The sequence below is a fragment of the Streptomyces sp. NPDC093085 genome (genome assembly GCF_040683935.1).
Taxonomy (GTDB): Bacteria; Actinomycetota; Actinomycetes; order Streptomycetales; family Streptomycetaceae; genus Streptomyces.
In genome coordinates this window covers 204,207-228,270 of sequence record NZ_JBFBFB010000013.1, presented here as the reverse complement: position 1 = coordinate 228,270, position 24,064 = coordinate 204,207, and the positions used below count along the sequence as shown (strand labels likewise).

General features: G+C 69.7%; 20 protein-coding genes and 3 tRNA genes. 7 read left to right on the top strand and 16 right to left on the bottom strand.

Going from position 1 to position 24,064, the window contains the following annotated elements; translation table 11 throughout:
* The 5 genes from AB0O07_RS29165 (at position 1) to AB0O07_RS29145 (ending at position 4,950) form a co-directional block, all read left to right on the top strand.
* Entirely contained in the window at positions 1 to 1,119 is a 1,119-nt protein-coding gene (locus AB0O07_RS29165; RefSeq protein ID WP_365638755.1) for a hypothetical protein, read from the top strand.
* Positions 1,120 to 1,125: 6 nt separating this feature from the next.
* Positions 1,126 to 1,869, top strand: coding sequence for a hypothetical protein (locus tag AB0O07_RS29160; protein ID WP_365638700.1), 744 nt, complete (start codon positions 1,126 to 1,128; stop codon positions 1,867 to 1,869).
* Between the two features lie 313 nt (positions 1,870 to 2,182).
* Positions 2,183 to 3,640, top strand: coding sequence for a phage tail protein (locus AB0O07_RS29155; protein WP_365638698.1), 1,458 nt, complete (start codon positions 2,183 to 2,185; stop codon positions 3,638 to 3,640).
* Positions 3,641 to 3,768: 128 nt separating this feature from the next.
* Entirely contained in the window at positions 3,769 to 4,674 is a 906-nt protein-coding gene (locus AB0O07_RS29150; protein WP_365638696.1) for a peptidoglycan-binding protein, read from the top strand.
* 12 nt (positions 4,675 to 4,686) lie between these two features.
* Positions 4,687 to 4,950 (top strand): hypothetical protein, encoded by a 264-nt coding sequence (locus tag AB0O07_RS29145; RefSeq protein ID WP_365638694.1) that lies wholly within the window; start codon positions 4,687 to 4,689, stop codon positions 4,948 to 4,950.
* Between the two features lie 109 nt (positions 4,951 to 5,059).
* Here AB0O07_RS29145 and AB0O07_RS29140 read toward each other — a convergent pair whose 3' ends face one another.
* The 10 genes from AB0O07_RS29140 to AB0O07_RS29095 form a co-directional block, all read right to left on the bottom strand.
* Positions 5,060 to 8,974: a DNA-directed RNA polymerase subunit beta' gene (locus tag AB0O07_RS29140; protein WP_365638691.1), complete on the bottom strand. Its 3,915-nt coding sequence runs from the start codon at positions 8,972 to 8,974 to the stop codon at positions 5,060 to 5,062.
* A 125-nt stretch (positions 8,975 to 9,099) separates the two neighbouring features.
* The gene (rpoB, locus tag AB0O07_RS29135) at positions 9,100 to 12,582 is read right to left on the bottom strand and encodes a DNA-directed RNA polymerase subunit beta (RefSeq protein WP_365638689.1); all 3,483 of its coding nucleotides are present in this window, start codon (positions 12,580 to 12,582) and stop codon (positions 9,100 to 9,102) included.
* Between the two features lie 636 nt (positions 12,583 to 13,218).
* Positions 13,219 to 13,602, bottom strand: a complete 384-nt coding sequence (gene rplL, locus AB0O07_RS29130) for a 50S ribosomal protein L7/L12 (RefSeq protein ID WP_365638688.1) — start codon at positions 13,600 to 13,602, stop codon at positions 13,219 to 13,221.
* Positions 13,603 to 13,706: 104 nt separating this feature from the next.
* Complete coding sequence (gene rplJ, locus AB0O07_RS29125) at positions 13,707 to 14,267, bottom strand: 50S ribosomal protein L10 (protein ID WP_365638687.1); 561 nt, start codon at positions 14,265 to 14,267, stop codon at positions 13,707 to 13,709.
* Positions 14,268 to 14,537: 270 nt separating this feature from the next.
* Positions 14,538 to 15,473 carry a hypothetical protein gene (locus AB0O07_RS29120; RefSeq protein WP_365638686.1) on the bottom strand — a complete coding sequence of 312 codons (936 nt, stop codon included), beginning with the start codon at positions 15,471 to 15,473 and terminating at the stop codon, positions 14,538 to 14,540.
* Positions 15,474 to 15,641: 168 nt separating this feature from the next.
* Positions 15,642 to 16,364, bottom strand: a complete 723-nt coding sequence (gene rplA, locus AB0O07_RS29115; protein ID WP_365638683.1) for a 50S ribosomal protein L1 — start codon at positions 16,362 to 16,364, stop codon at positions 15,642 to 15,644.
* 82 nt (positions 16,365 to 16,446) lie between these two features.
* A complete protein-coding gene (gene rplK / locus AB0O07_RS29110; protein ID WP_365638682.1) occupies positions 16,447 to 16,881 on the bottom strand; it encodes a 50S ribosomal protein L11 in 435 nt (144 codons plus the stop codon).
* A gap of 207 nt (positions 16,882 to 17,088) precedes the next feature.
* Positions 17,089 to 17,955, bottom strand: a complete 867-nt coding sequence (gene nusG / locus AB0O07_RS29105) for a transcription termination/antitermination protein NusG (protein WP_365638680.1) — start codon at positions 17,953 to 17,955, stop codon at positions 17,089 to 17,091.
* Positions 17,956 to 18,027: 72 nt separating this feature from the next.
* Entirely contained in the window at positions 18,028 to 18,312 is a 285-nt protein-coding gene (gene secE / locus AB0O07_RS29100; RefSeq protein ID WP_365638679.1) for a preprotein translocase subunit SecE, read from the bottom strand.
* Positions 18,313 to 18,420: 108 nt separating this feature from the next.
* A tRNA-Trp gene (locus AB0O07_RS29095) sits at positions 18,421 to 18,493 on the bottom strand.
* 205 nt (positions 18,494 to 18,698) lie between these two features.
* On the opposite strand from AB0O07_RS29095, the gene AB0O07_RS29090 reads away from it, so the two are divergent.
* Both AB0O07_RS29090 and AB0O07_RS29085 read left to right on the top strand, forming a co-directional pair.
* Positions 18,699 to 19,925 (top strand): pyridoxal phosphate-dependent aminotransferase, encoded by a 1,227-nt coding sequence (locus AB0O07_RS29090; protein WP_365638677.1) that lies wholly within the window; start codon positions 18,699 to 18,701, stop codon positions 19,923 to 19,925.
* A gap of 176 nt (positions 19,926 to 20,101) precedes the next feature.
* Positions 20,102 to 21,133, top strand: coding sequence for an adenosine deaminase (locus AB0O07_RS29085; protein ID WP_365638675.1), 1,032 nt, complete (start codon positions 20,102 to 20,104; stop codon positions 21,131 to 21,133).
* A 34-nt stretch (positions 21,134 to 21,167) separates the two neighbouring features.
* Here AB0O07_RS29085 and AB0O07_RS29080 read toward each other — a convergent pair whose 3' ends face one another.
* The 6 genes from AB0O07_RS29080 to AB0O07_RS29055 all read right to left on the bottom strand — a co-directional run bounded on the left by AB0O07_RS29080 (position 21,168) and on the right by AB0O07_RS29055 (position 23,873).
* Positions 21,168 to 22,223: a UDP-N-acetylmuramate dehydrogenase gene (locus tag AB0O07_RS29080; protein ID WP_365638673.1), complete on the bottom strand. Its 1,056-nt coding sequence runs from the start codon at positions 22,221 to 22,223 to the stop codon at positions 21,168 to 21,170.
* 142 nt (positions 22,224 to 22,365) lie between these two features.
* Positions 22,366 to 22,794, bottom strand: a complete 429-nt coding sequence (locus AB0O07_RS29075) for a MaoC family dehydratase (RefSeq protein WP_365638670.1) — start codon at positions 22,792 to 22,794, stop codon at positions 22,366 to 22,368.
* A gap of 5 nt (positions 22,795 to 22,799) precedes the next feature.
* The gene (locus AB0O07_RS29070) at positions 22,800 to 23,252 is read right to left on the bottom strand and encodes a MaoC family dehydratase N-terminal domain-containing protein (RefSeq protein WP_365638668.1); all 453 of its coding nucleotides are present in this window, start codon (positions 23,250 to 23,252) and stop codon (positions 22,800 to 22,802) included.
* Between the two features lie 169 nt (positions 23,253 to 23,421).
* Positions 23,422 to 23,586 carry a 50S ribosomal protein L33 gene (gene rpmG, locus AB0O07_RS29065; protein WP_003956487.1) on the bottom strand — a complete coding sequence of 55 codons (165 nt, stop codon included), beginning with the start codon at positions 23,584 to 23,586 and terminating at the stop codon, positions 23,422 to 23,424.
* A gap of 94 nt (positions 23,587 to 23,680) precedes the next feature.
* Positions 23,681 to 23,753, bottom strand: a tRNA-Met gene (locus AB0O07_RS29060).
* 47 nt (positions 23,754 to 23,800) lie between these two features.
* Positions 23,801 to 23,873, bottom strand: a tRNA-Thr gene (locus AB0O07_RS29055).
* Positions 23,874 to 24,064: the final 191 nt, after the last annotated feature.

Below are 24,064 nucleotides of genomic sequence, written 5' to 3'. Positions count from 1 at the left end.
GTGCTCCAGGAGTCGCTGCGGACCCCCGGCACCGCCGTCTACCGGGCCCTCTTCTGCGATCTGCGGACCGACCGGGTGCTCGACGTCCTCCCGCTCACCGACGCGAAGTTCGACGACTTCATCGGGAAGGCGGGCTCGCTCTCCGCGACCGTCCCGCTCCCCGACGCCGCCCTCGCCGAGCGGGCCCGCGCCGCCCTCGTGCCCGGCCGTACGGCGGTCTGGCTGGAGCGGAACGGGGACATCTGGTGGGGCGGGGTGCTCTGGACCCGCACCCCGCAGATGGACGAACAGGGGCGGCTCACCGTCCAGTTCCAGGCCGGCACCTTCGACTCGTACCTCGACCACCGGATCCTCTCCGCCGACCTGGCCGGGACGGGCGTCGAGCAGCTCGACATCGTCCGGCTCCTCATCGACCACGTACAGGAGCAGCCCGGCGGCGACATCGGGCTGCGGTACGGGTCCGAGGCGTCCGGGGTCCGCAGGGACTTCGCGTACGGCTACACCGCGCTGGCCCGGGTACGGGAACTGATCGACAAGCTCGGCCAGTTCGACGACGGCTTCGAGTGGCGGATCCACTGCTACCGCGACGCGGAGGGAAACCGCGTCAAAATGCTCCAGCTCGGCCATCCGGCGATCACCACCGGCCGGACGGAGATCGTCCTCGACCATCCCGGTCCCGTACAGACCTACAGTCTGCCGTCCGACTCCACCGTGCAGGCCAATGTGTGGGTGGCCCGCGGCGAGTCGGACAACAGCGACCAGTCGCAGGAGTCCGAGCCGCTGACCGTCCGCGTGATCAGCGACGAGGACCTCGCGGGCGGCTGGCCCCGGCTGGAGCAGACCTCGGACCACACCTCGGTGAACGACGCGGCCGCCCTCGGCTCCCTCGCCCGCGCCGAGCTGGCCCGCCACCGCGCCCCGGAGACCATCCCGGAGCTGACGGTGTGGATGGACGGCCGGATCACCCCCGCCCTCATGGGCGCCCGGATCCGGCTGCGCGTCCACGACCTGTGGCACCCCGGCGGCTCCGACACCCGGTTCCGGGTCGTCGGGCTCGCCGTCAGTCCGCCGCAGCGGGCCAGGCCCGAGACGGCCACGCTCTATCTGGAAGGGGTGTGAGAGGCCATGGCGATCATCCCCGTCGACCTGCTCGACCGGATCCGGACGCTGGAACGGCAGGTGCGCGACCTCATGGGCAGCGCCAACACCCGCCCGGCGATGAACCGGATCACCAGCGGCGATGTCGTCATCGGCGACGGCGGCCGGCTGCGGGTGCGCACCGGCGACGGCGACGACCTGCTCTATCTCGGGCGGGTCCAGCCCGACCGCGCCGATGAGACCCCCCAGCAGGGCCTGCTGGTACGGCGCGACGACGGCTCCCTCGCCCTGACCGTCTGGACCGGCGCCCCCGACACGCTGCCGGTCCAGGCGGTCCAGATCCTCGACCGCAAGGGCCATGTGGTCGTCGCCGACGACGCCGTACGCCAGGGCCTGGCCCGGCCGTACGTGCCGTATCCGCTGCCCCAGCCGGTCGCCGCCGAGCGGTGGGAGTCCACCGGCGCGACCGGCTGGACCACGCTCCACCGGGGCGCGGGCCTCGTCCAGCACGCGCGGGTGCACTGCCGGATCGCCACCGAGACGACGGGGGGCGAGGCCGAGGTGCGGCTGCTGGCCAACGGCGTCCCGGTGGTCCCGGCGGGCTCGGAGGGGCCGGTGCGGCTGGTGGCCGGCGCGCGGGACGTGGCGTTCACGGAGGTCCTGAACGTGGCGTACGACACGGCCGTCACCTTCGAGGTGCAGGCCCACGTCCTGACAACGGGCGCCACCGTACGCTGCCGCCCCCTCGCCCTGTACGGCGTGGAGTCCTGACGGACGGGGCGGCACGGGGCGGCACGGGGCATACGGGACAGGCGTACGAGGCGTACGGGGCAGGCGTGGCAGGCGTGGCAGGCGTACGCGGCGTACGCGGCGTACGCGGCAGGCGTACGGCACGGACGTGCGCCCACCGCCGCCACCCCGCCGCCCGCGCCGCCCCGCCACCCGCGCCACTCCACCACCCGCGCCACCCCGCCGCCCCGCCGCCACCCCTCCACCCACTCTGCCCCGCCGCCTCCGTCACCCCCACCACCCCGTCTCCCACCTCCACCCCCACCTCCACCACCCCTCTCCAGGAGGCCACCCCGTGCTGCCCGAATCCATCCCCACGGTGACCGTCACCGCGCGCTATCTGACGCCGGACGGCACCCCCATGACCGGCCAGGTCGAGTTCCGGCCGCCGACCGTGCTCACCCACGCCGAGGCCGATCTCTTCCTCGGCGGGCCGACCCGGGCGCCCCTCGACAGCGAGGGCGCGATCTCCGTGGTGCTGCCCGCCACGGACGCCCCCGGCTGGAACCCGGAGGAGTGGGCCTACACGGTCACCGAGAAGCTGGGCGGCCTCACCCGGCCGCGCGCCTACCGGATCGTCCTCGCCGCCGGCCAGGAGCGCGTCGACCTCGCCGACCTGGCGCCCGCCGACCCGGCCACCCCGAACTACGTGGCGGTACGCGGACCGGCCGGGCCCGCCGGGGAACCGGGCGAGCAGGGGCCACCGGGCGAGCCCGGAGCCGTACGTTCCGTCAACGGGCATACCGTGGCGGACATCGCCCTCACCGCCGCCGACGTGGCCGCGCTCCCCGCCGCCTCGGCCGGCGCCCGGGGCGGGGTCGCCACCCTGGGCGCGGACGGGCTCGTACCGGCGGGCCAGTTGCCGGCCGGCACCGGCGGCGGGGTCGCCTCCGTCAACGGCAGGACCGGTACGGTCGTCCTCGCCGCCGCCGATCTCGGCGCCCTGGACCCCGCCGCCGCCGACCTGCGGTATCTCCGGCTCGGCGGCGCGCCGGTCACCTCCGTCAACGAACAGACCGGAGAGGTCGCGCTCACCGCCGCCGACGTGGGCGCCGTACGGGCCGGGGACGCGCTGCTGCTCGACGGGGACCAGACGGTACGCGGCACGAAGAGCTTCGCCGCCCCGCCCGCCACCACCGTCAACCCCACCACCGCCGACCAGCTCACGCGGCGCGGATACGTCGACGCGGTCACCCCGGCGGGCACCTGGTCACCGGCCTCGGTCGGCTTCTCCGGGTGGGCGTTCGACCCGGCGGCGGGCTCCGGCTCCACCGTGCAGTACTGCGTCAACGGATGGGTCTATCTGATCGGCATACCGCTGCACGCGGCCACCACCGTACGGAACGTGGTCTTCTACGTCCCCGGGTACGCGGGCACCGGCCTCGGCGCCACCTCGTTCGCCGGCCTCTACACCGCCGCCGGGGCCCGCATCGGGCTGACCGCCGCCCTGCCCAACCTGATCAAGGGCACCTCGGGCGAGACCGTGGTCTGCCCGCTGACCAGCGCGTACAGCGCCGCCCCCGGCAACTACTGGGTGGCCCTGCTGATCAACGGGCCGAGCCCGAGCACCAACGGCCCCGCCTTCCTGCGCGGCTCCAGCATGGGCGAAACGCCCGGTGGGAGCGCCCGGATGCCGGGGTCCTTCATCCGCCACGGCCGGCTGAGCGTCACCGGCCAGACCTCGCTGCCGGCCTCCTTCACCCCGTCGACCGTGGTCGCCGACTCCAACGCCGTCTGGGCCGCGCTCTCCTGACCGTAAGGCCCGGACCGTACGGCCCCGACCACCACACACCCCCGGCCACACGCCCCTGACCACACGCCCTCTGACCGTAAGCCTCCGCCCCACCCCCCCTCCCACCCCCGCACAGAAAGCAGACCCCCATGGCCACCCCGCTCACCGCCGACGCCCTCGTCGCCGCCCTGCGCGCCGAGGGCGTCACCGTCGTCGAACACCCCGGCTGGCGCACCCACAACCGCGATCACATCGGCCCCTGGGGCCCCGTCAACGGCGTGATCGTCCACCACACCGTGTCCAGCGGAACCGAAGCCTCCGTAGAACTCTGCTACAACGGCTACGCCGCCCTGCCCGGCCCGCTCTGCCACGGCGTCATCGCCAAGGACGGCACCGTCCACCTGGTCGGAAACGGCCGCGCCAACCACGCCGGCGGCGGCGACCCGGACGTCCTGGCCCACGTCATCGCGGAGGACTACGGCGAGCGCCCGCCCGCGCCCCGCTACCACGAGGGCTCGGCCGGCGCCGTCGACGGCAACGCCCGCTTCTACGGCTTCGAGTGCGTCAACCTCGGCGACGGCAAGGACCCCTGGCCCGCCGCCCAGCTCGACGCGATCGAACGCGCCTCCGCCGCCGTCTGCCGGGCCCACGGCTGGACCGCCCGCTCCGTCATCGGCCACCTGGAGTGGTCCGACTGGAAGGTCGACCCGCGCGGCTTCACGATGCCCGCGATGCGCACCCGGATCGCCGCCCGGCTCGGCGCCGCGCCCGTACCCCCGGCGTCCAGCCCGCCCGCCACCCCGCGTCACCAGCCCTTCCCCGGCGCCGCGTTCTTCGCCGTCGGCCGTAACTCGCCGGTGATCACCGCGATGGGGCGGCGGCTGGTCGCCGAGGGGTGCTCGGCGTACGCGGTCGGGCCTGGCCCCCGGTGGACCGAGGCCGACCGGCGCTCGTACGCCGCCTGGCAGCGCAAGCTCGGCTACCGGGGCGCCGACGCCGACGGCATCCCGGGCCCCGTCTCGTGGGCCGCGCTGAACGTCCCGTACACCGCCTGAAGGAGGGCGCCCATGACAGAGACAGAACCGCGGAACCCGGTCACCGTCGCCGTGGAGCTGGAACGCCTGCGCGGCACGCTGGAGGCCGGGTTCGCCCGTACCGACGGCTCGCTCGCCCTGCTCGTCCAGCGCAGCGACCAGACCGACCGCCAGCTCGCCGAGCACGAGGAGCGGCTGGACTCCCTGGAGCGCGCCCGCTGGCCGCTGGCGAACATCGCCGCGCTCACCGCCGTCTGCGGCCTCGCCGTCGCGACCTGGGAGCTGGCCGTACGGTGACGGCCGCGCCCCCGTCCGTACCGGAACGCCGGAGGGCGGCCACCCCCTCGGGGATGGCCGCCCTCCGTATCACCGTCTACCGGTGGTCACCGCGCACGGCGGTCACCGCTCACTGGTTGTACGGACCGTAGTCGTAGTCCTCCAGCGGAACGGCCTGGCCGGAGCCCGTGCCGAACGGCGAGTAGTCGATGTCGTCGTAGCCGACGGCCGAGTACATCGCGGCCTTGGCCTCCTCGGTCGGCTCGACCCGGATGTTGCGGTAGCGGGAGAGACCCGTACCGGCCGGGATGAGCTTACCGATGATGACGTTCTCCTTGAGGCCGATCAGGGAGTCCGACTTGGCGTTGATCGCCGCGTCGGTCAGGACCCTGGTCGTCTCCTGGAAGGACGCCGCCGACAGCCACGACTCGGTGGCCAGCGACGCCTTGGTGATACCCATGAGCTGCGGACGGCCGGAGGCCGGGTGGCCGCCTTCCGTCACCACACGCCGGTTCTCGGTCTCGAACTTCGACCGCTCCACCAGCTCGCCCGGGAGCAGCTCGGCGTCGCCCGACTCGATGATCGTCACCCGGCGGAGCATCTGCCGGATGATGATCTCGATGTGCTTGTCGTGGATCGACACACCCTGCGAGTTGTAGACCTTCTGGACCTCGCCGACCAGGTGGACCTGGACCGCGCGCTGACCGAGGATCCGCAGCACGTCGTGCGGGTTGGTGGCGCCGACGGTGAGCTTCTGGCCGACCTGGACCGCGTCGCCCTCGCCGACCAGGAGCCGGGCGCGCTTCGAGATCGGGAACGCCGTCTCGTCGCTGCCGTCGTCCGGGGTGACGATGAGCTTCTTGGTCTTCTCGGTCTCCTCGATCCGGACCCGGCCCGCCGCCTCCGAGATCGGGGCGACACCCTTGGGCGTACGGGCCTCGAAGAGCTCGACGACACGGGGCAGACCCTGCGTGATGTCGTCACCGGCCACACCACCGGTGTGGAAGGTACGCATCGTGAGCTGGGTGCCGGGCTCACCGATGGACTGGGCGGCGATGATGCCGACCGCCTCACCGATGTCGACCAGCTTGCCGGTGGCCAGCGAGCGGCCGTAGCAGAAGGCACAGGTACCGACCGCGGACTCGCAGGTCAGGACCGAGCGGGTCTTGACCTCCTCGACCCCGGCGGCGACGACCGCGTCGATCAGGACATCGCCCAGGTCGACATTTGCCGGCGCGATGACCTTGCCGTCCACGACGACGTCCTCGGCGAGCATCCGCGCGTACACGGACGTCTCGACGTCCTCCGCCTTGCGCAGGACGCCGTCGGCGCCGCGCTCGGCGATCCGCAGCTTGAGGCCGCGGTCGGTGCCGCAGTCCTCCTCGCGGATGATGACGTCCTGCGAGACGTCCACCAGACGACGGGTGAGGTAACCCGAGTCGGCGGTCCGCAGGGCGGTGTCGGCGAGACCCTTACGGGCACCGTGCGTGGAGATGAAGTACTCCAGCACGGAGAGGCCCTCGCGGAAGGACGCCTTGATGGGACGCGGGATCGTCTCGTTCTTGGCGTTCGACACCAGACCACGCATACCGGCGATCTGACGCATCTGCATCATGTTTCCGCGCGCGCCCGAGTTGACCATCATGAAGATCGGGTTGGTCTTCGGGAAGTTCGCGTTCATCGCCTCGGCGACCTCGTTGGTCGCCTTGGTCCAGATCGCGATGAGCTCCTGGGTGCGCTCGTCCTTGGTGATCAGACCGCGCTCGTACTGCTTCTGGACCTTCTCGTCCTGCGCCTCGTACCCCTGGACGATCGCCTTCTTCGCCTCGGGCACGACGACATCGGAGATGGCGACGGTGACGCCGGAGCGGGTCGCCCAGAAGAAGCCGGCCGCCTTCAGGTTGTCGAGCGTCGCCGCCACGATGACCTTGGGGTAGCGCTCGGCGAGGTCGTTGACGATCTCGGAGAGCTGCTTCTTGCCGACCGAGTAGTCGACGAACGGGTAGTCCTCGGGCAGCAGCTCGTTGAAGAGCGCACGGCCCAGGGTGGTCCGCAGCCGGAACGGGTCGCCCTGCTGCCACGGCACGGCGGTGCCGTCCGTGTCGGCCTCCTCGGAGACCGGCGGGGTCCAGCCGCGCGGCGGGATGGTGCCCACCGGGAAGCGGATGTCGACCTTGGCCTGGAGCGACAGCTCGCGGTTGTCGAAGGCCATGGTGGCCTCGGCGGTGGAGCCGAAGGACCGGCCCGCGCCCTTGACCTCGCGCTCTTCTTCGTCCGTGGTGAGGAAGAAGAGGCCGAGCACCATGTCCTGGGTGGGCATGGTGACCGGACGGCCGTCGGCCGGCTTGAGGATGTTGTTCGAGGAGAGCATCAGGATGCGCGCCTCGGCCTGCGCCTCCGCGGAGAGCGGCAGGTGGACGGCCATCTGGTCACCGTCGAAGTCCGCGTTGAACGCGGTGCAGACGAGCGGGTGGATCTGGATGGCCTTGCCCTCGACGAGCTGCGGCTCGAACGCCTGGATGCCCAGACGGTGCAGGGTGGGCGCACGGTTGAGCAGCACCGGGTGCTCGGCGATGACCTCTTCGAGCACGTCGTACACGACCGTACGGCCGCGCTCGACCATGCGCTTGGCCGACTTGATGTTCTGCGCGTGGTTGAGGTCCACCAGGCGCTTCATCACGAACGGCTTGAAGAGCTCCAGCGCCATGGCCTTGGGCAGGCCGCACTGGTGCAGCTTGAGCTGCGGGCCGACGACGATCACGGAACGGGCCGAGTAGTCGACGCGCTTGCCGAGCAGGTTCTGGCGGAACCGGCCCTGCTTCCCCTTGAGCATGTCGCTCAGGGACTTCAGGGGGCGGTTGCCGGGACCGGTGACCGGACGGCCGCGGCGGCCGTTGTCGAAGAGCGCGTCGACGGCCTCCTGGAGCATCCGCTTCTCGTTGTTCACGATGATCTCGGGGGCACCGAGGTCGAGGAGACGCTTGAGGCGGTTGTTCCGGTTGATGACCCGGCGGTACAGGTCGTTCAGGTCGGAGGTGGCGAAGCGGCCACCGTCGAGCTGGACCATGGGGCGCAGGTCCGGCGGGATCACCGGGACGCAGTCCAGCACCATGCCCTTGGGGCTGTTGCTGGTCTGGAGGAAGGCGGAGACGACCTTGAGGCGCTTGAGCGCACGGGTCTTCTTCTGGCCCTTGCCGGTCCGGATGATCTCGCGGAGGCGCTCGGCCTCCTCGTCGAGGTCGAAGGACTCCAGGCGCTTCTGGAGCGCGGCGGCGCCCATCGAGCCGTCGAAGTAGGTGCCGAAGCGGTCGCGCAGCTCGCGGTAGAGCAGCTCGTCGCCCTCCAGGTCCTGGACCTTGAGGTTCTTGAAGCGGTTCCACACCTCGTCGAGACGGTCGATCTCGCGCTGGGCGCGGTCCCGGAGCTGCTTCATCTCGCGCTCGGCGCCTTCGCGCACCTTGCGGCGCACGTCGGCCTTGGCGCCCTCGGCCTCCAGCTCGGCGAGGTCGGTCTCCAGCTTCTTGGCGCGGGCTTCGAGGTCGGAGTCGCGGCGGTTCTCGGTCTGCTGGCGCTCGACGGAGACATGCGCCTCCAGCGACGGGAGGTCGCGGGTGCGGCGCTCCTCGTCCACGAACGTGATCATGTACGCGGCGAAGTAGATGACCTTCTCCAGGTCCTTCGGCGCAAGGTCGAGCAGGTACCCGAGGCGCGAGGGCACGCCCTTGAAGTACCAGATGTGGGTGACGGGCGCGGCCAGTTCGATGTGGCCCATCCGCTCACGGCGCACCTTGGCGCGGGTGACCTCGACGCCACAGCGCTCACAGATGATGCCCTTGAAGCGGACACGCTTGTACTTGCCGCAGTAGCACTCCCAGTCCCGGGTGGGGCCGAAGATCTTCTCGCAGAAGAGTCCGTCCTTCTCGGGCTTGAGGGTGCGGTAGTTGATGGTCTCCGGCTTCTTCACTTCGCCGTGCGACCAGGTCCGGATGTCGTCCGCGGTGGCAAGGCCGATCCGCAGCTCGTCGAAGAAGTTGACGTCGAGCACTTGTCGTCAATCCCTCTTTCGGGGGTTCGAGCCCCTCGCGTCAGCGAGTAGATGGGGCACTTCAGCAATGGTCTGAACGGGTCCGGGGAGAGCCGGCCGGATACGGGATCCGGCCGGCGAACCCGTCAGACCTCTTCGACGCTGCTCGGCTCGCGCCGGGACAGGTCGATACCGAGCTCCTCCGCCGCGCGGAAGACGTCCTCGTCCGTGTCACGCATCTCGATGGACATGCCGTCCGAGGAGAGCACCTCCACGTTGAGGCAGAGCGACTGCATTTCCTTGATGAGCACCTTGAAGGACTCGGGAATGCCGGGCTCGGGGATGTTCTCGCCCTTGACGATGGCCTCGTAGACCTTCACGCGGCCGGTCACGTCGTCGGACTTGATCGTCAGCAGCTCCTGGAGGGCGTACGCGGCGCCGTACGCCTCCAGCGCCCACACCTCCATCTCACCGAAGCGCTGGCCACCGAACTGGGCCTTACCACCCAGCGGCTGCTGGGTGATCATCGAGTACGGACCGGTCGACCGGGCGTGCAGCTTGTCGTCGACCAGGTGGTGGAGCTTGAGGATGTACATGTACCCGACCGAGATCGGGTCCGGGAACGGCTCTCCGGAGCGGCCGTCGAAGAGCTGGGCCTTTCCGGAGCCCTTGACCATCCGCTCGCCGTCGCGGTTGGGGATCGTGGACTCGAAGAGACCGGAGATCTCGTCCTCGCGGGCGCCGTCGAAGACCGGGGTGGCGACATTGGTGCCGGGCGCGACGTCGTCGGCGCCGATGCCCTTCAGCCGCTCCATCCACTCCTCGCTGCCCTCGACCTTCCAGCCCTGGCTGGCGAGCCAGCCGAGGTGGATCTCCAGGACCTGTCCCGGGTTCATGCGGGACGGGACGCCGAGGGGGTTGAGGATGATGTCGACCGGGGTGCCGTCCTCCAGGAACGGCATGTCCTCGATCGGCAGGATCTTCGAGATGACGCCCTTGTTGCCGTGGCGTCCGGCGAGCTTGTCGCCGTCGGTGATCTTGCGCTTCTGGGCGACGTAGACGCGGACGAGCTGGTTGACGCCGGGCGGCAGCTCGTCGCCCTCCTCGCGGTCGAAGACGCGGACGCCGATGACCTTGCCGACCTCGCCGTGCGGCACCTTCAGCGAGGTGTCGCGGACCTCACGGGCCTTCTCGCCGAAGATCGCGCGGAGCAGGCGCTCCTCCGGGGTCAGCTCGGTCTCGCCCTTGGGCGTGACCTTGCCGACCAGGATGTCCCCGGCGACGACCTCGGCACCGATCCGGATGATGCCGCGCTCGTCGAGGTCCGCGAGGACCTCCTCGGAGACGTTGGGGATGTCCCGGGTGATCTCCTCGGGGCCGAGCTTGGTGTCCCGGGCGTCGACCTCGTGCTCCTCGATGTGGATCGAGGAGAGGACGTCGTCCTGGACCAGCCGCTGGCTGAGGATGATCGCGTCTTCGTAGTTGTGGCCCTCCCACGGCATGAACGCCACCAGGAGGTTCTTGCCGAGCGCCATCTCACCCTGCTGGGTGGCGGGCCCGTCGGCGAGGACCTGGCTCTCGATTACCCGGTCGCCCTCGTTGACGACGACCTTCTGGTTGACCGAGGTGCCCTGGTTGGAGCGGGAGAACTTGGCGATGCGGTACGTGGTGTACGTACCGTCGTCGTTGGCCACCGTGATGTAGTCGGCGGAGACCTCCTGGACCACACCCGGCTTCTCCGCCTTGACGACGTCACCGGCGTCGACCGCGCAGCGGTACTCCATGCCGGTGCCGACGAGCGGCGCCTCGGAGGTGATCAGGGGCACGGCCTGGCGCATCATGTTCGCGCCCATGAGGGCACGGTTGGCGTCGTCGTGCTCCAGGAACGGGATCATCGCGGTCGCGACCGACACCATCTGGCGCGGCGAGACGTCCATGTAGTCGACGTCGTCGCCGGGGATGTAGTCGACCTCGCCGCCACGGCGGCGGACCAGCACGCGGGGCTCGATGAAGCGCATCTCCTCGGAGAGCGTCGCGTTGGCCTGCGCGATGACGAAGCGGTCTTCCTCGTCGGCGGTCAGGTAGTCGACCTCGTCGGTGACGACACCGTCGACGACCTTGCGGTACGGCGTCTCGACGAAGCCGAACGCGTTGACCCGGCCGTAGGAGGCGAGCGAGCCGATCAGACCGATGTTCGGACCTTCGGGGGTCTCGATCGGGCACATGCGGCCGTAGTGCGAGGGGTGCACGTCACGGACCTCGAAGCCGGCCCGCTCACGGGAGAGACCACCCGGGCCGAGCGCCGAGAGACGGCGCTTGTGGGTGAGCCCCGAGAGCGGGTTGTTCTGGTCCATGAACTGCGAGAGCTGGCTGGTGCCGAAGAACTCCTTGATGGAGGCGACGACCGGCCGGATGTTGATCAGGGTCTGCGGCGTGATCGCCTCGACGTCCTGGGTGGTCATGCGCTCGCGCACGACGCGCTCCATCCTCGCCAGACCCGTACGGACCTGGTTCTGGATGAGCTCGCCGACGTTGCGCAGCCGGCGGTTGCCGAAGTGGTCGATGTCGTCGGTCTCGACAACGATCTGCGTGCCGTTCTCGCCGACCGTCTCGGTCTCGCCGGCGTGCAGCTTGACCAGGTACTTGATGGTGGCGATGACGTCGTCGGTGGTGAGCACGCCGGCGTCCAGCGGCTCGTCGGCGCCGAGCTTCTTGTTGACCTTGTAGCGGCCGACCTTCGCGAGGTCGTAGCGCTTCGGGTTGAAGTAGAGGTTCTCCAGCAGCGTCTGGGCGGCCTCACGCGTCGGCGGCTCGCCCGGACGGAGCTTGCGGTAGATGTCGAGCAGCGCGTCGTCCTGGCCCTGGGTGTGGTCCTTCTCCAGGGTGGCGCGCATGGACTCGTACTCGCCGAACTCCTCCAGGATCTGCTCGGTCGTCCAGCCGAGCGCCTTGAGGAGGACGGTGACGGACTGCTTGCGCTTGCGGTCGATACGGACACCGACCATGTCGCGCTTGTCGATCTCCATCTCCAGCCAGGCACCCCGGGAGGGGATGATCTTGGCGGAGAAGATGTCCTTGTCGGACGTCTTGTCGATGGAGGAGTCGAAGTAGACGCCCGGCGAGCGGACGAGCTGCGACACCACGACACGCTCGGTGCCGTTGATGACGAAGGTGCCCTTGTTCGTCATGAGCGGGAAGTCGCCCATGAAGACCGTCTGGGACTTGATCTCGCCGGTCTCGTTGTTGGTGAACTCGGCGGTCACGAAGAGCGGGGCCGCGTACGTGAAGTCACGGTCCTTGCACTCGTCGATCGAATTCTTCGAGGGCTCGAAGCGGTGGTCGCGGAAGGTCAGCGACATCGACCCGGAGAAGTCCTCGATCGGGGAGATCTCCTCGAAGATCTCCTCCAGACCGGACTTCCTGGGGACGTCCTGCCCACTCTCGACAGCCGCCTCGACACGAGCCTTCCAGGCGGGGTTGCCGAGCAGCCAGTCAAAGCTCTCGGTCTGGAGCGCCAGGAGGTTCGGAACCTCAAGCGGCTCCTTGATCTTTGCAAAGGAGATGCGCAGCGGGGCAGTGCTTGCGCCGTTGTTCGTATTCGTGGTCGAGGCGTTGCGCGAGGCGGCCAAGAGGGGGTCCTTCCGAGGGCTCGGACTCACTACGCGCGTACCGGTGTCCCACGATGGACATCGAGAGAGAAAGCCCAGTTCAGAGCCGTTCAGTCGCCGATGCTCATGCGAGGGGGTGCCCCTGGTGACGGGCAGGGAGCAGCTAACAGGCAGCGCAAAGGGACAGTGTAGCCACTTGGCACACTGATGTCCAGAGCGGGTTTTCCGACACCCTCGTTGTTCTCAACACCCTGTCTCAACCGCTGCTGTTTTCGACCGCTGCACGCCTCGCGCGGCGGGCGCACACCATTACTGCCCTCTTCGTCACCGATCCATGCCTCGGATCCCGGATCGATTGTGACGACGCGTCCTGAGAATTGCGCGCTCCGTGCGGTTCGTCAAGGCCCCCCACCCCATGCGGAAGGTCACTGGGCGGGCGTCGGCACGGCGATGATCACCATACTCGTCGGCGGCTGAAGAGCAAGGCAGCCCCTGCGGGGACGCGAAAGGGCGACCACCCGACTGGGTGATCGCCCTTTGTGTCAACGCCGCACCGTGAGACTCCCCACATGGGGTGAGTCACGGCACCGGGACTGCCGCCGGTCGCAGGGAAGCCCTCGCGGGCCCCTCAGCGGCCGGTGGCGGACCCGGAGGGGGTCACTTGACCTCGACGGAGGCGCCGGCGCCCTTGAGGGACTCGGCAGCCTTCTCGGCGGCCTCCTTGGCGACCTTCTCCAGGACGGGCTTGGGGGCGCCGTCCACGAGGTCCTTGGCCTCCTTCAGGCCCAGCGAGGTCAGCTCGCGCACGACCTTGATGACCTGGATCTTCTTCTCGCCGGCACCCGTGAGGATGACGTCGAACTCGTCCTGCTCGGCCTCGGCCTCGACCGGGGCACCCGGAACGGCGACACCGGCGGCGGCGACCGGGGCGGCGGCGGTGACGTCGAACTTCTCCTCGAAGGCCTTCACGAAGCCGGAGAGCTCGATGAGGGTCATGTCCTCGAACTGCGCGAGCAGCTCGTCCTGGGTGAGCTTCGCCATGATGGCGGTCCTTCCACTAATCGGCTGGTGCCGTATGTACAGTTCCGCGGGCATAACCGGCCCGCTGCGACCTCCCGGGTGGGCTCACCCGGGACCGAGCGTGATTACTCGGAAGCGGCCTCGACGGGGGCCGGCGTACCGGCACCGCCCTGCTCTTCCTTCTGGGCGCGAAGCGCTTCCGCGGTGCGGACGAACTTCGAAGGAAGCGCCTGGAAGAGCGCGGCAGCCTGGGACTGCTTGCCCTTCATGGCACCCGCCAGCTTGGCGAGCAGGACCTCACGGGACTCAAGGTCCGCGAGCTTCTTGATCTCGTCGGCGCTGAGCGCCTTGCCGTCAAGGACGCCGCCCTTGATGACGAGATTCGGGTTCTCCTTGGCGAAGTCACGAAGACCCTTCGCCGACTCCACCGGGTCACCGGTGACGAAGGCAACCGCCGTCGGACCCGCGAAGAGGTCGTCCAGCGCGTTGATCCCGGCCTCGTTGGCCGCGATCTTGGTCAGCGTGTTCTTCACCACGGCGTACTGGGCGTTCTCACCGAGAGAACGGCGCAGCTCCTTGAGCTGCGCCACGGTGAGACCCCGGTACTCGGTCAGCACGGCGGCGTTCGAGCTGCGGAACTGGTCCGCCAGCTCGGCTACCGCGGCAGCCTTGTCGGGCCTTGCCATGAGCGTCGGCCTCCTTCCGGGTGATGAGGACCGCTCAGAAGGGGCTGGGCAAAACGAAACGCCCCGGCGCAGGCGCACGGGGCGTAGCTCGACCGGATGGAACCCGGGAGCTGTCCACAGTCACCTGCGCGGGTCGTCCGCAGCTAGCGGATCCTTCGGCCACCGCACCCTCTTACGAGCACACGGCAACGACCAGCGGTCTTTGGCTTCTGGGGAAGAGTACGTGAGTACGGGCACGCCGGGCAAATCAGTGGGCCGCGCCCGGCCGGCTCAGCTCGCCGCGCCCGCGCCGTCGTCGGCGCCCAGGCCCGCCAGCATCTCGGCCATGTCGAAGGTCTCGCCCGCCGGCGGGGCCTGGACCTGGGCCTTCGCCCCGTAGTCGGAGTAGTGCGAGGAGATCTTCATCTCACCCTCCGAGGTCTTCATCCCGATGTCCATCCGCACCGGGTAGCTGTCCTTGTTGACCCAGACCTCGGTGTCGTACCCCTCCATGCCCGCCTTCTTCATGGAGTCGATCAGGGCCTTGCGGTCCTTCTCCTCCAGCACGGAGAGCGAGCCGTTGGACTTCGCCATCTCCTCGATGGTGAGCGTGCCCTTGTAGTGCTCCGCGTCCACCCCGTCGACCTTCTCCGAGCCGACGTGCTTGAGCTGCGGGGACTCCAGCAGCAGGGCGAGCTGCTGGGCCGGGTCCTGGTTCATCTCCTCCAGGCCGCCGGTGAGCTGCTTCTGGAGCTCCTTGTCGCCGGACGCCTCGGCCATGGCGCCCATGTCCAGCTTCATCCACCGCTTGCCCTCGGTCTCCTTGGCCGCGGCCTCGCCCAGGTCCATGTATATGGCGTCGTCGATCCAGAGCATCCGGACCTCCTGGAGGCCGGTGGTCTCCGCGCTCAGCGCGGAGCCCTTCATCGTCATGTCCATCACGGTCGGGTCCCACCCCATGACCCCGGACATCTCGATGTCACCGGCGTCCTGGCCGGCCGCCTCCGGCACGGTCATCGTCATCCGCACCTTGGCGGACTTCGCCTCCGAGGTCTTCTTGTACGCCGCCGTGAGCGCCTCGGCGGCGCCGGAGCCCGCCGTGGTCCGCTCGGCCGCCGGGGCGCCCTTCTTGTCCGTGCCGTCGTCCCCCTGGCACCCCGCGACCCCGCCCATGACGGCCATCGCGGCCAGACAGACGCCCCCGCGCTTCCATACGGACATGTTCATGGTCCCCACCCCTTGTTCGCATTTCCGGTCGTACATGCGTCGTTCGTGCACTGCCTGAACGGTAACGCACAGCTCTGACACAGCCGGATACCCCAAAAGCCGGGCCCCGCACCTCCGGAGAGGTGCGGGGCCCGGCTTCGTTCGTACGGTGCGACCCTCGGCTGCCGGTCAGACGGCGGCCGGGTCCTCCTCGACGAGGAGGTTACGGGTGCGGTTGGCGTCCAGCGGGATGCCGGGGCCCATCGTGGTGGCCAGGGTGGCCTTCTTGATGTAGCGGCCCTTGGCGGCGGACGGCTTCAGACGGAGGACTTCCTCCAGCGCCGCGGCGTAGTTCTCGACCAGCTTCTTCTCGTCGAAGGAGACCTTGCCGATGATGAAGTGCAGGTTCGAGTGCTTGTCGACGCGGAACTCGATCTTGCCGCCCTTGATGTCGTTGACAGCCTTCGCGACATCGGGGGTGACCGTACCGGTCTTCGGGTTCGGCATCAGACCACGCGGGCCGAGGACGCGGCCGAGACGGCCGACCTTGCCCATGAGGTCCGGGGTGGCGACGACGGCGTCGAAGTCCAGACGGCCCTTCGAGACCTCGTCGATCAGTTCGTCGGCGCCGACGATGTCGGCGCCCGCGGCGCGCGCCGCTTCGGCACGGTCACCGGTCGCGAAGACCAGGACCCGGGCGGTCTTGCCGGTGCCGTGCGGAAGGTTGACGGTGCCGCGGACCATCTGGTCGGCCTTGCGCGGGTCGACACCCAGTCGCAGGGCCACCTCGACGGTGCCGTCGAACTTGACGGTGGCGGTGTCCTTGGCGAGACGGACGGCTTCGAGCGGGGCGTAGGAGCGCTCCCGGTCGATCTTGGCGTCCGCGCCGCGGAGAGCCTTGCTGCGCTTCACTTCTTCTCCTGGTGTTTCTTCTGGTGTGGAGTGCGTGGTGCGGGCCGCGCTCGGCCCTCCCACTGGGACGTGCCCTGCTGGGTCAGCCCTCGACCGTGACGCCCATGGAACGGGCGGTGCCGGCGATGATCTTCTCGGCGGCGTCCAGGTCGTTGGCGTTCAGGTCGGGCATCTTCGTCGTGGCGATCTCGCGCACCTGGTCGCGGGTGAGCTTCGCGACCTTCTTGACGTGCGGCTCGCCGGAGCCCTTGTCCACACCAGCGGCCTTGAGGATCAGCTTGGCGGCCGGCGGAGTCTTGGTGACGAAGGTGAAGGAGCGGTCCTCGTAGACCGTGATCTCCACCGGCACGACCATGCCACGCTGCGACTCGGTCGCGGCGTTGTAGGCCTTGCAGAACTCCATGATGTTGACGCCGTGCTGACCCAGCGCGGGGCCGACCGGCGGGGCCGGGTTGGCCGCACCGGCACTGATCTGGAGCTTGATGAGCCCCGTGACCTTCTTCTTCTTGGGAGGCATTGCTCTCTCCGGGTCCAGTTGAGAGTTTTCGAGCCCGCCGTCCGGTCATCCGGATGGAGGCATACCGCACAACGATAACGGGTATAGCCGTACGGCCAAAAACCGGCAGGTCGGACCGGGGCGAACCCCGGTCCGACCTGCCGGAAGTGCGTGTTCCGGAAGATTCCGGAGCGTCCTGGCGGCCCGGAGGGTGTTCCGGGCGCGGGGTCAGTTCTTCTGGATCTGGTCGAAGCTCAGCTCGACCGGGGTCTCCCGGCCGAAGATCTCGACAAGGCCCTTGACCTTCTTCGAGTCGGCGTTGATCTCGTTGATCGTCGCCTGGAGCGTGGCGAAGGGGCCGTCGGTGACGGTGACCGAGTCGCCGACCTCGAAGTCCAGCACCTGGACCTCGACCTTGCGGGCCGGCACCGGCTTGCCCTCGGCCTCGGCGGCCTCGCGGGCGGCCTTCTCCTCGGCCTCCGGGGCGAGCATCTTGACGATCTCGTCCAGGGTCAGCGGGTACGGGTCGTACGCGTTGCCCACGAAGCCGGTGACGCCGGGGGTGTTGCGGACGACGCCCCAGGACTCGTTGGTGAGGTCCATACGGACCAGGACGTACCCGGGAAGCTTGTTCTGGCGGACGTTCTTGCGCTCGCCGTTCTTGATCTGGACGATCTCTTCCTCGGGGACTTCCGCCTGGTAGATGAACTCCTCGACGTTGAGCGAGACGGCGCGCTGCTCCAGGTTGGCCTTCACGCGCTTCTCGTAGCCCGCGTAGGTGTGGATCACGTACCACTCGCCCGGCAGGCCGCGCAGCTCGTCGCGGAGCGCGGCGACCGGGTCGGCGGGGGCCTCGGGGGCGCTCTCCGCGCCGTCCTCGTCGGCCTCCTCCGCCGCTTCGGTCTCCTCGGCGCGGGGCGCGTCGGCGTCCGTCTCCGGGGCGTCGGCGGCACTCTCCTCGGCCGGCTCGCCGGCGACGGCGTCAGCGGCTTCGGCCCGGTCTGGCTCGACAGCGTCCGCCGCCGCGGCGATGCCGGTCTGGTCCTCTCGGGACTCCACCGGTTCGCTGGCGTCGTTCAGTTTCGGGTCGGACACGGTGGCTGCTTCTTCCTGGCTCAATGGGTGGAACACGCGAAAGGGGCGCCACACCGGGCGCCGTTCGCGGGATCAGCCGAAGACGTACTTGATTGCTTGCTGGAAGCCATAGTCAACCACGGTCACCAGACCGATCATGACGACCACGAAGACAATCACCACGGTGGTGTACGTCGTGAGCTGATTACGAGTCGGCCAGACGACCTTGCGCAGCTCGGCGACGATCTGTCGGTAGAAGAGCGCGAGACGGCCCAGGGGGCCCTTCTTGCCGCGCTTCCCGCCCTTACGGGGCTTCTTCGACTCGGCGGACTCATCGTCGGCATCAGGCTTGTCGATGGAGCCCACGGCGTCCGCCACTCTCTCTCACCTGATTCCGGGTCGTGACCGTGCCGCGCCCGGGGGAGCCGCACGGCGATGCATTGAATGTACGTACATGCGCACACATCCTGGCGAAGGTGTGTGTAGCAGGGCCGGAGGGACTTGAACCCCCAACCGCTGGTTTTGGAGACCAGTGCTCTACCAATTGAGCTACGACCCTTTGCTGCGTTCCCCTTCAACCTACCGCATCCGACCGGATGCACGGAGTGCCCGGTGCGGCTTCGGAGCTGAAGGCCAACGACGAGTGAGTGTACGTGGTCATGGGCCGTGCGTCGAACAGCTTCTTCCCGGATGCCCGCGGTGGGCCCGTTCACTGGATGAAACCTGTGTGTCATGGATGTGGCGGGTCTGGGAGCATGGGCCGTATGAGCGCTGCAACCCCACCCACCGAGCGCCGGGTCTCCGCCCGCATCGGCGCGATCTCCGAGTCCGCGACCCTCGCCGTGGACGCCAAGGCCAAGGCCCTGAAGGCCGCCGGGCGTCCGGTGATCGGCTTCGGCGCGGGCGAGCCCGACTTCCCGACCCCCGGCTACATCGTCGACGCCGCGGTCGAGGCCTGCCGCAACCCCAAGTACCACCGGTACACCCCGGCCGGCGGGCTGCCCGAGCTGAAGGCCGCCATCGCCGCGAAGACGCTGCGCGACTCCGGTTACGAGGTCGAGCCGTCCCAGGTCCTCGTCACCAACGGCGGCAAGCAGGCCATCTACGAGGCGTTCGCCGCCATCCTCGACCCGGGCGACGAGGTGATCGTCCCGGCTCCGTACTGGACGACGTACCCCGAGTCGATCCGGCTGGCCGGCGGTGTCCCGGTAGAGGTCGTGGCCGACGAGACCACGGGCTACCGGGTCTCCGTCGAGCAGTTGGAGGCCGCGCGGACCGAGCGGACGAAGGTCGTCCTCTTCGTCTCGCCGTCCAACCCGACCGGCGCCGTCTACAGCGCCGCCGACACCGAGGCCATCGGCCGCTGGGCCGTCGAGCACGGCCTGTGGGTGCTCACGGACGAGATCTACGAGCATCTCGTCTACGGCGACGCCGTGTTCACCTCGCTCCCGGCCGCCGTGCCCGAGCTGCGCGACAAGTGCGTCGTCGTCAACGGGGTGGCCAAGACATACGCCATGACCGGCTGGCGGGTCGGCTGGATCGTCGGCCCCAAGGACGTCGTCAAGGCCGCGACCAACCTCCAGTCGCACGCGACGTCCAACGTCTCCAACGTGGCGCAGGTCGCCGCGCTGGCCGCCGTCTCCGGCGACCTGGAGGCCGTCGCCGAGATGCGCACCGCCTTCGACCGGCGCCGCCGCACGATCGTCCGGATGCTCAACGAGATCGACGGTGTGGTCTGCCCGGAGCCCGAGGGCGCGTTCTACGTCTACCCGTCCGTGAAGGCCCTGCTGGGCAAGGAGATCCGGGGCAGCCGCCCGGCGACCTCCGTCGAGCTGGCCGCGCTGATCCTGGACGAGGCCGAGGTCGCGGTCGTCCCGGGCGAGGCGTTCGGCACGCCGGGGTATCTGCGGCTCTCCTACGCGCTCGGTGACGAGGATCTCGCCGAGGGCGTCGGGCGGATCCAGAAGCTGCTGGCCGAGGCGAAGGACTGACCTTCCCGCCCCCGCGCCACCCGCCCCCACCAGGGCATCCCAGCTCCTCGACGGGTCCCCGGCCACCGGCCGGGGACCCGTTCCGCGTTCCGTATCCGCCCGGATCCGTGTTCGGGCAAGATCTCGATCGGGGAAAGTGGCTGTCGGCACCCTTGCGCGTGCGGCAGGATTTCCAGATGGAGAGCACCACCCCCCGCACCAGGGACCTCAGCCTGCTGCCCAAGGCTCATCTGCATCTGCACTTCACCGGTTCGATGCGGCCCTCGACGCTGCTCGACCTCGCCGACAAGTACGGCGTCCACCTTCCCGAGGCGCTGACCAGCGGCGAACCCCCGAAGCTGCGCGCCACCGACGAGCGCGGCTGGTTCCGCTTCCAGCGGCTCTACGACATCGCCCGGTCCTGTCTGCGGGCCCCCGAGGACATCCAGCGGCTGGTGCGCGAGGCCGCCGAGGAAGACGTACGGGACGGCTCGGGGTGGCTGGAGATACAGGTCGACCCCACCTCGTACGCCCCGCATCTGGGCGGGCTGATCCCGGCGCTGGAGATCATCCTGGACGCCGTGGACGCGGCGTCCCGGGAGACCGGGCTCGGGATGCGGGTGCTGGTCGCGGCGAACCGGATGAAGCACCCGCTGGAGGCGCGGACGCTGGCCCGGCTCGCGGTGCGGTACGCGGACCGGGGCGTCGTCGGCTTCGGGCTCTCCAACGACGAGCGGCGCGGCATGGCCAGGGACTTCGACCGGGCCTTCGCGATCGCGCGGGACGGCGGGCTGCTCGCCGCGCCGCACGGGGGCGAGCTGACCGGGCCCGCCTCCGTACGGGACTGCCTGGACGACCTGCGGGCCGCCCGGATCGGGCACGGGGTGCGCGCAGCGGAGGACACCCGGCTGCTGCGCAGGCTCGCGGAGCGCGGGGTGACCTGTGAGGTCTGCCCGGCGTCCAATGTGGCGCTGGGCGTCTACGAGAAGCCCGAGGACGTCCCGCTGCGCACGCTCTTCGAGGCCGGGGTGCCGATGGCGCTGGGCGCCGACGACCCGCTGCTCTTCGGCTCCCGGCTGGCGGCCCAGTACGAACTGGCCCGCCGCCACCAGGGCTTCACCGACGAGGAACTGGCCGAGTTGGCCCGTCAGTCCGTACGGGGTTCGGCCGCGCCGTCCGGGGTGCGGGAGAAGCTGCTCGCGGGGGTCGACGCCTGGCTGGCCGGCTGAACCGCGCCTCTTGGCCTGTTGTGGGCCGCGTCCTCTAAAGGCTGACGCCCACCGTCACCGGTTCGTTGACGAGGGTGATGCCGAAGGCGTCGCGCACCCCGGCGACCACCTCGCGCGCGAGGGCCAGCAGGTCCTCGGTGGTGGCGGCGCCCCGGTTGGTGAGGGCCAGGGTGTGCTTGGTGGAGATACGGGCGGGCCCGGTGCCGTACCCCTTGGTGAAGCCCGCCCGGTCGATCAGCCAGGCGGCGGAGGTCTTGGTGTGGCCGGCGCCCTCCGGGAAGCCGGGGGGCGTCACCCCGTCGCCGAGGCGCTCCCTGACGCGGGCCGTGAACGCCGCGTACTCCTCGTCGGTGAGGACCGGGTTGGTGAAGAAGGACCCCGCGGACCAGGTGTCGTGGTCCTCCGGGTCGAGCACCATGCCCTTGCCGGCACGCAGCTTGAGGACGGTGTCCCTGGCCAGCTCGGCGGGGACCCGGTCGCCGGGCCCGACGCCGAGCGCCCGTGCGGTCTCGGCGTACTTGAGCGGCGCGGAGAGGCCGCCCGCGTCCTCCAGGCCGAAGCGGACCCGGAGCACCACCCAGCGGCCGGGGTGCGCCTTGAAGCGGCTGTGGCGGTACGAGAAGCCGCAGTCGGCCCCGGCGAGCGTCACCGTCTCGCGGGCCTCGCGGTCGTAGGCGACGACCTCGGTGATGGTGGCCGAGACCTCCTGGCCGTACGCGCCGACGTTCTGGATCGGGGTGGCGCCGGCCGATCCTGGGATGCCGGCCAGGCACTCGATGCCCGCGAGCCCCGCCTCGACGGTGCGGGCGACGGCGTCGCTCCAGACCTCCCCGGCGGCGAGTTCCAGCGCCGTGCCGTCGAGCGTGAAGCCCCGGGTGGCGATGCGCAGCGCGGTGCCGTCGAAGCCCCGGTCGCCGATGACCAGGTTGGAGCCGCCTCCGATGACCAGGAGCGGGGTGCCCGCGTCGTCCGCCTCGCGTACGGCGGCGATCACCTCGTCGTCGGTGACGGCGGTGACCAGCCGGGTCGCCGGGCCGCCGAGGCGGAAGGTGGTCAGGGGGGCGAGGGGCGCGTCGTGGAGTTCCTGCACGGGACAAGAGTACGGGCGCGACCTGGGCGGGGCGTGGTCCGGCACCCGTACGCGGAGGGCCCCGGCCAGGACGCGGTAAGGGGCGCCCGACAAGTGCGGGCGCCCCTTACGGTGCTGCGTGGTGCGTGGTGCCGGGCCGGCGTCAGGCGAGGCGGACGACGGCGCGGGACATGCCCAGCACCTTCTGGCCCGCGCTGGTGGCCGTCAGGTCGACCCGGACCCGGCCGTCGTCCAGCTTGGCGGCGACCTTGGCGGTGACCTCGACCACGGCGCCCGTCTCGTCGTTGGGGACGACGACGGGCTTGGTGAAGCGGACGCCGTACTCGACGACGGCGCCCGGGTCGCCCACCCAGTCGGTCACGACGCGGATCGCCTCGGCCATGGTGAACATGCCGTGGGCGATGACGTCGGGGAGGCCGACCTCCTTGGCGAACTTCTCGTTCCAGTGGATCGGGTTGAAGTCGCCGGAGGCGCCCGCGTACCGCACCAGGGTGGCGCGGGTGACGGGGAAGCTCCGGGCGGGCAGCTCCGTACCGACCTCGACGTCGTCGTACGCGATCTTCGCGGCCATCACCCTCACGCCCCCTCGGCGGCGCGCGCCACCAGCTTGGTCCAGGCGGTCACCACATGCTCGCCGGCCTCGTCGTGCACCTCGCCGCGTACGTCGATGATGTCGTTCCCGGCGAGGGACTTGATCGTCTCGATGGTGGAGGTCACGGTCAGCCGGTCGCCCGCGCGGACCGGGCGGGAGTAGGTGAACCGCTGGTCGCCGTGGACCACGCGGCTGTAGTCGAGGCCGAGCCTCGGGTCCGCGACGACCTCGCCCGCCGCCTTGAACGTGATCGCGAACACGAAGGTCGGCGGGGCGATCACATCGGTGTGCCCGAGCGCCTTGGCGGCGTCGGGGTCGGTGTACGCGGGGTGGGGGTCACCGATGGCCTCGGCGAACTCGCGGATCTTCTCCCGGCCGACCTCGTACGGCGGGGTGGGCGGATAGCTCCGCCCCACAAAGGACTGATCGAGCGCCACGGACTCGCTCCCTCCCTGATGTAGCTGATGTACCTGAGCTGCGTGACCACTACATGGCCGCCGCATCACTGCATGATCACTGCGTCACTGCATGATCACCGCATCATGATCACTGCATAACGACACGAGGCCGTCCCCCAGTGGGGACGGCCTCGCATGCGAGCCTGATTCAGCGCGTTTCGCGGTGCGCGGTGTGCGAGTTGCAGCGCGGGCAGTGCTTCTTCATCTCAAGACGGTCCGGGTTGTTGCGCCGGTTCTTCTTGGTGATGTAGTTCCGCTCCTTGCACTCCACGCAGGCCAGCGTGATCTTCGGGCGGACGTCGGTGGCAGCCACGTGAGTGCTCCTTGGACGGACAACGGATGAAAGGATGAACGCATAAAAGAGTAGCCGATCGAAGGACCGACCCCACAATCGGCTACTTTTTGTGTAGCGGTGACCGGACTTGAACCGGTGACACAGCGATTATGAGCCGCTTGCTCTACCGACTGAGCTACACCGCTGCGATGCCGGATCTCCTCGCCCGGAGGCGAGGAGCACCGAACATCTGAGCCCCAATACGGAATCGAACCGTAGACCTTCTCCTTACCATGGAGACGCTCTGCCGACTGAGCTATTGGGGCGAGCGATGAAGACATTACACGGTCGCCCGCCGATCGCCCAAATCCGTTTCCTGACCGGTCGCCCCAGGTGTCCCGCCCGTGTCAGCCACCGCTTACGGCCCGCTCGCGCCTAGGCTCGGCACGCGCTCCGTGATCTTGGGCGCCGGGATCGCGGGCGCCGAGCCGCCGGGGTCCCGCCCACGAGCGGACCC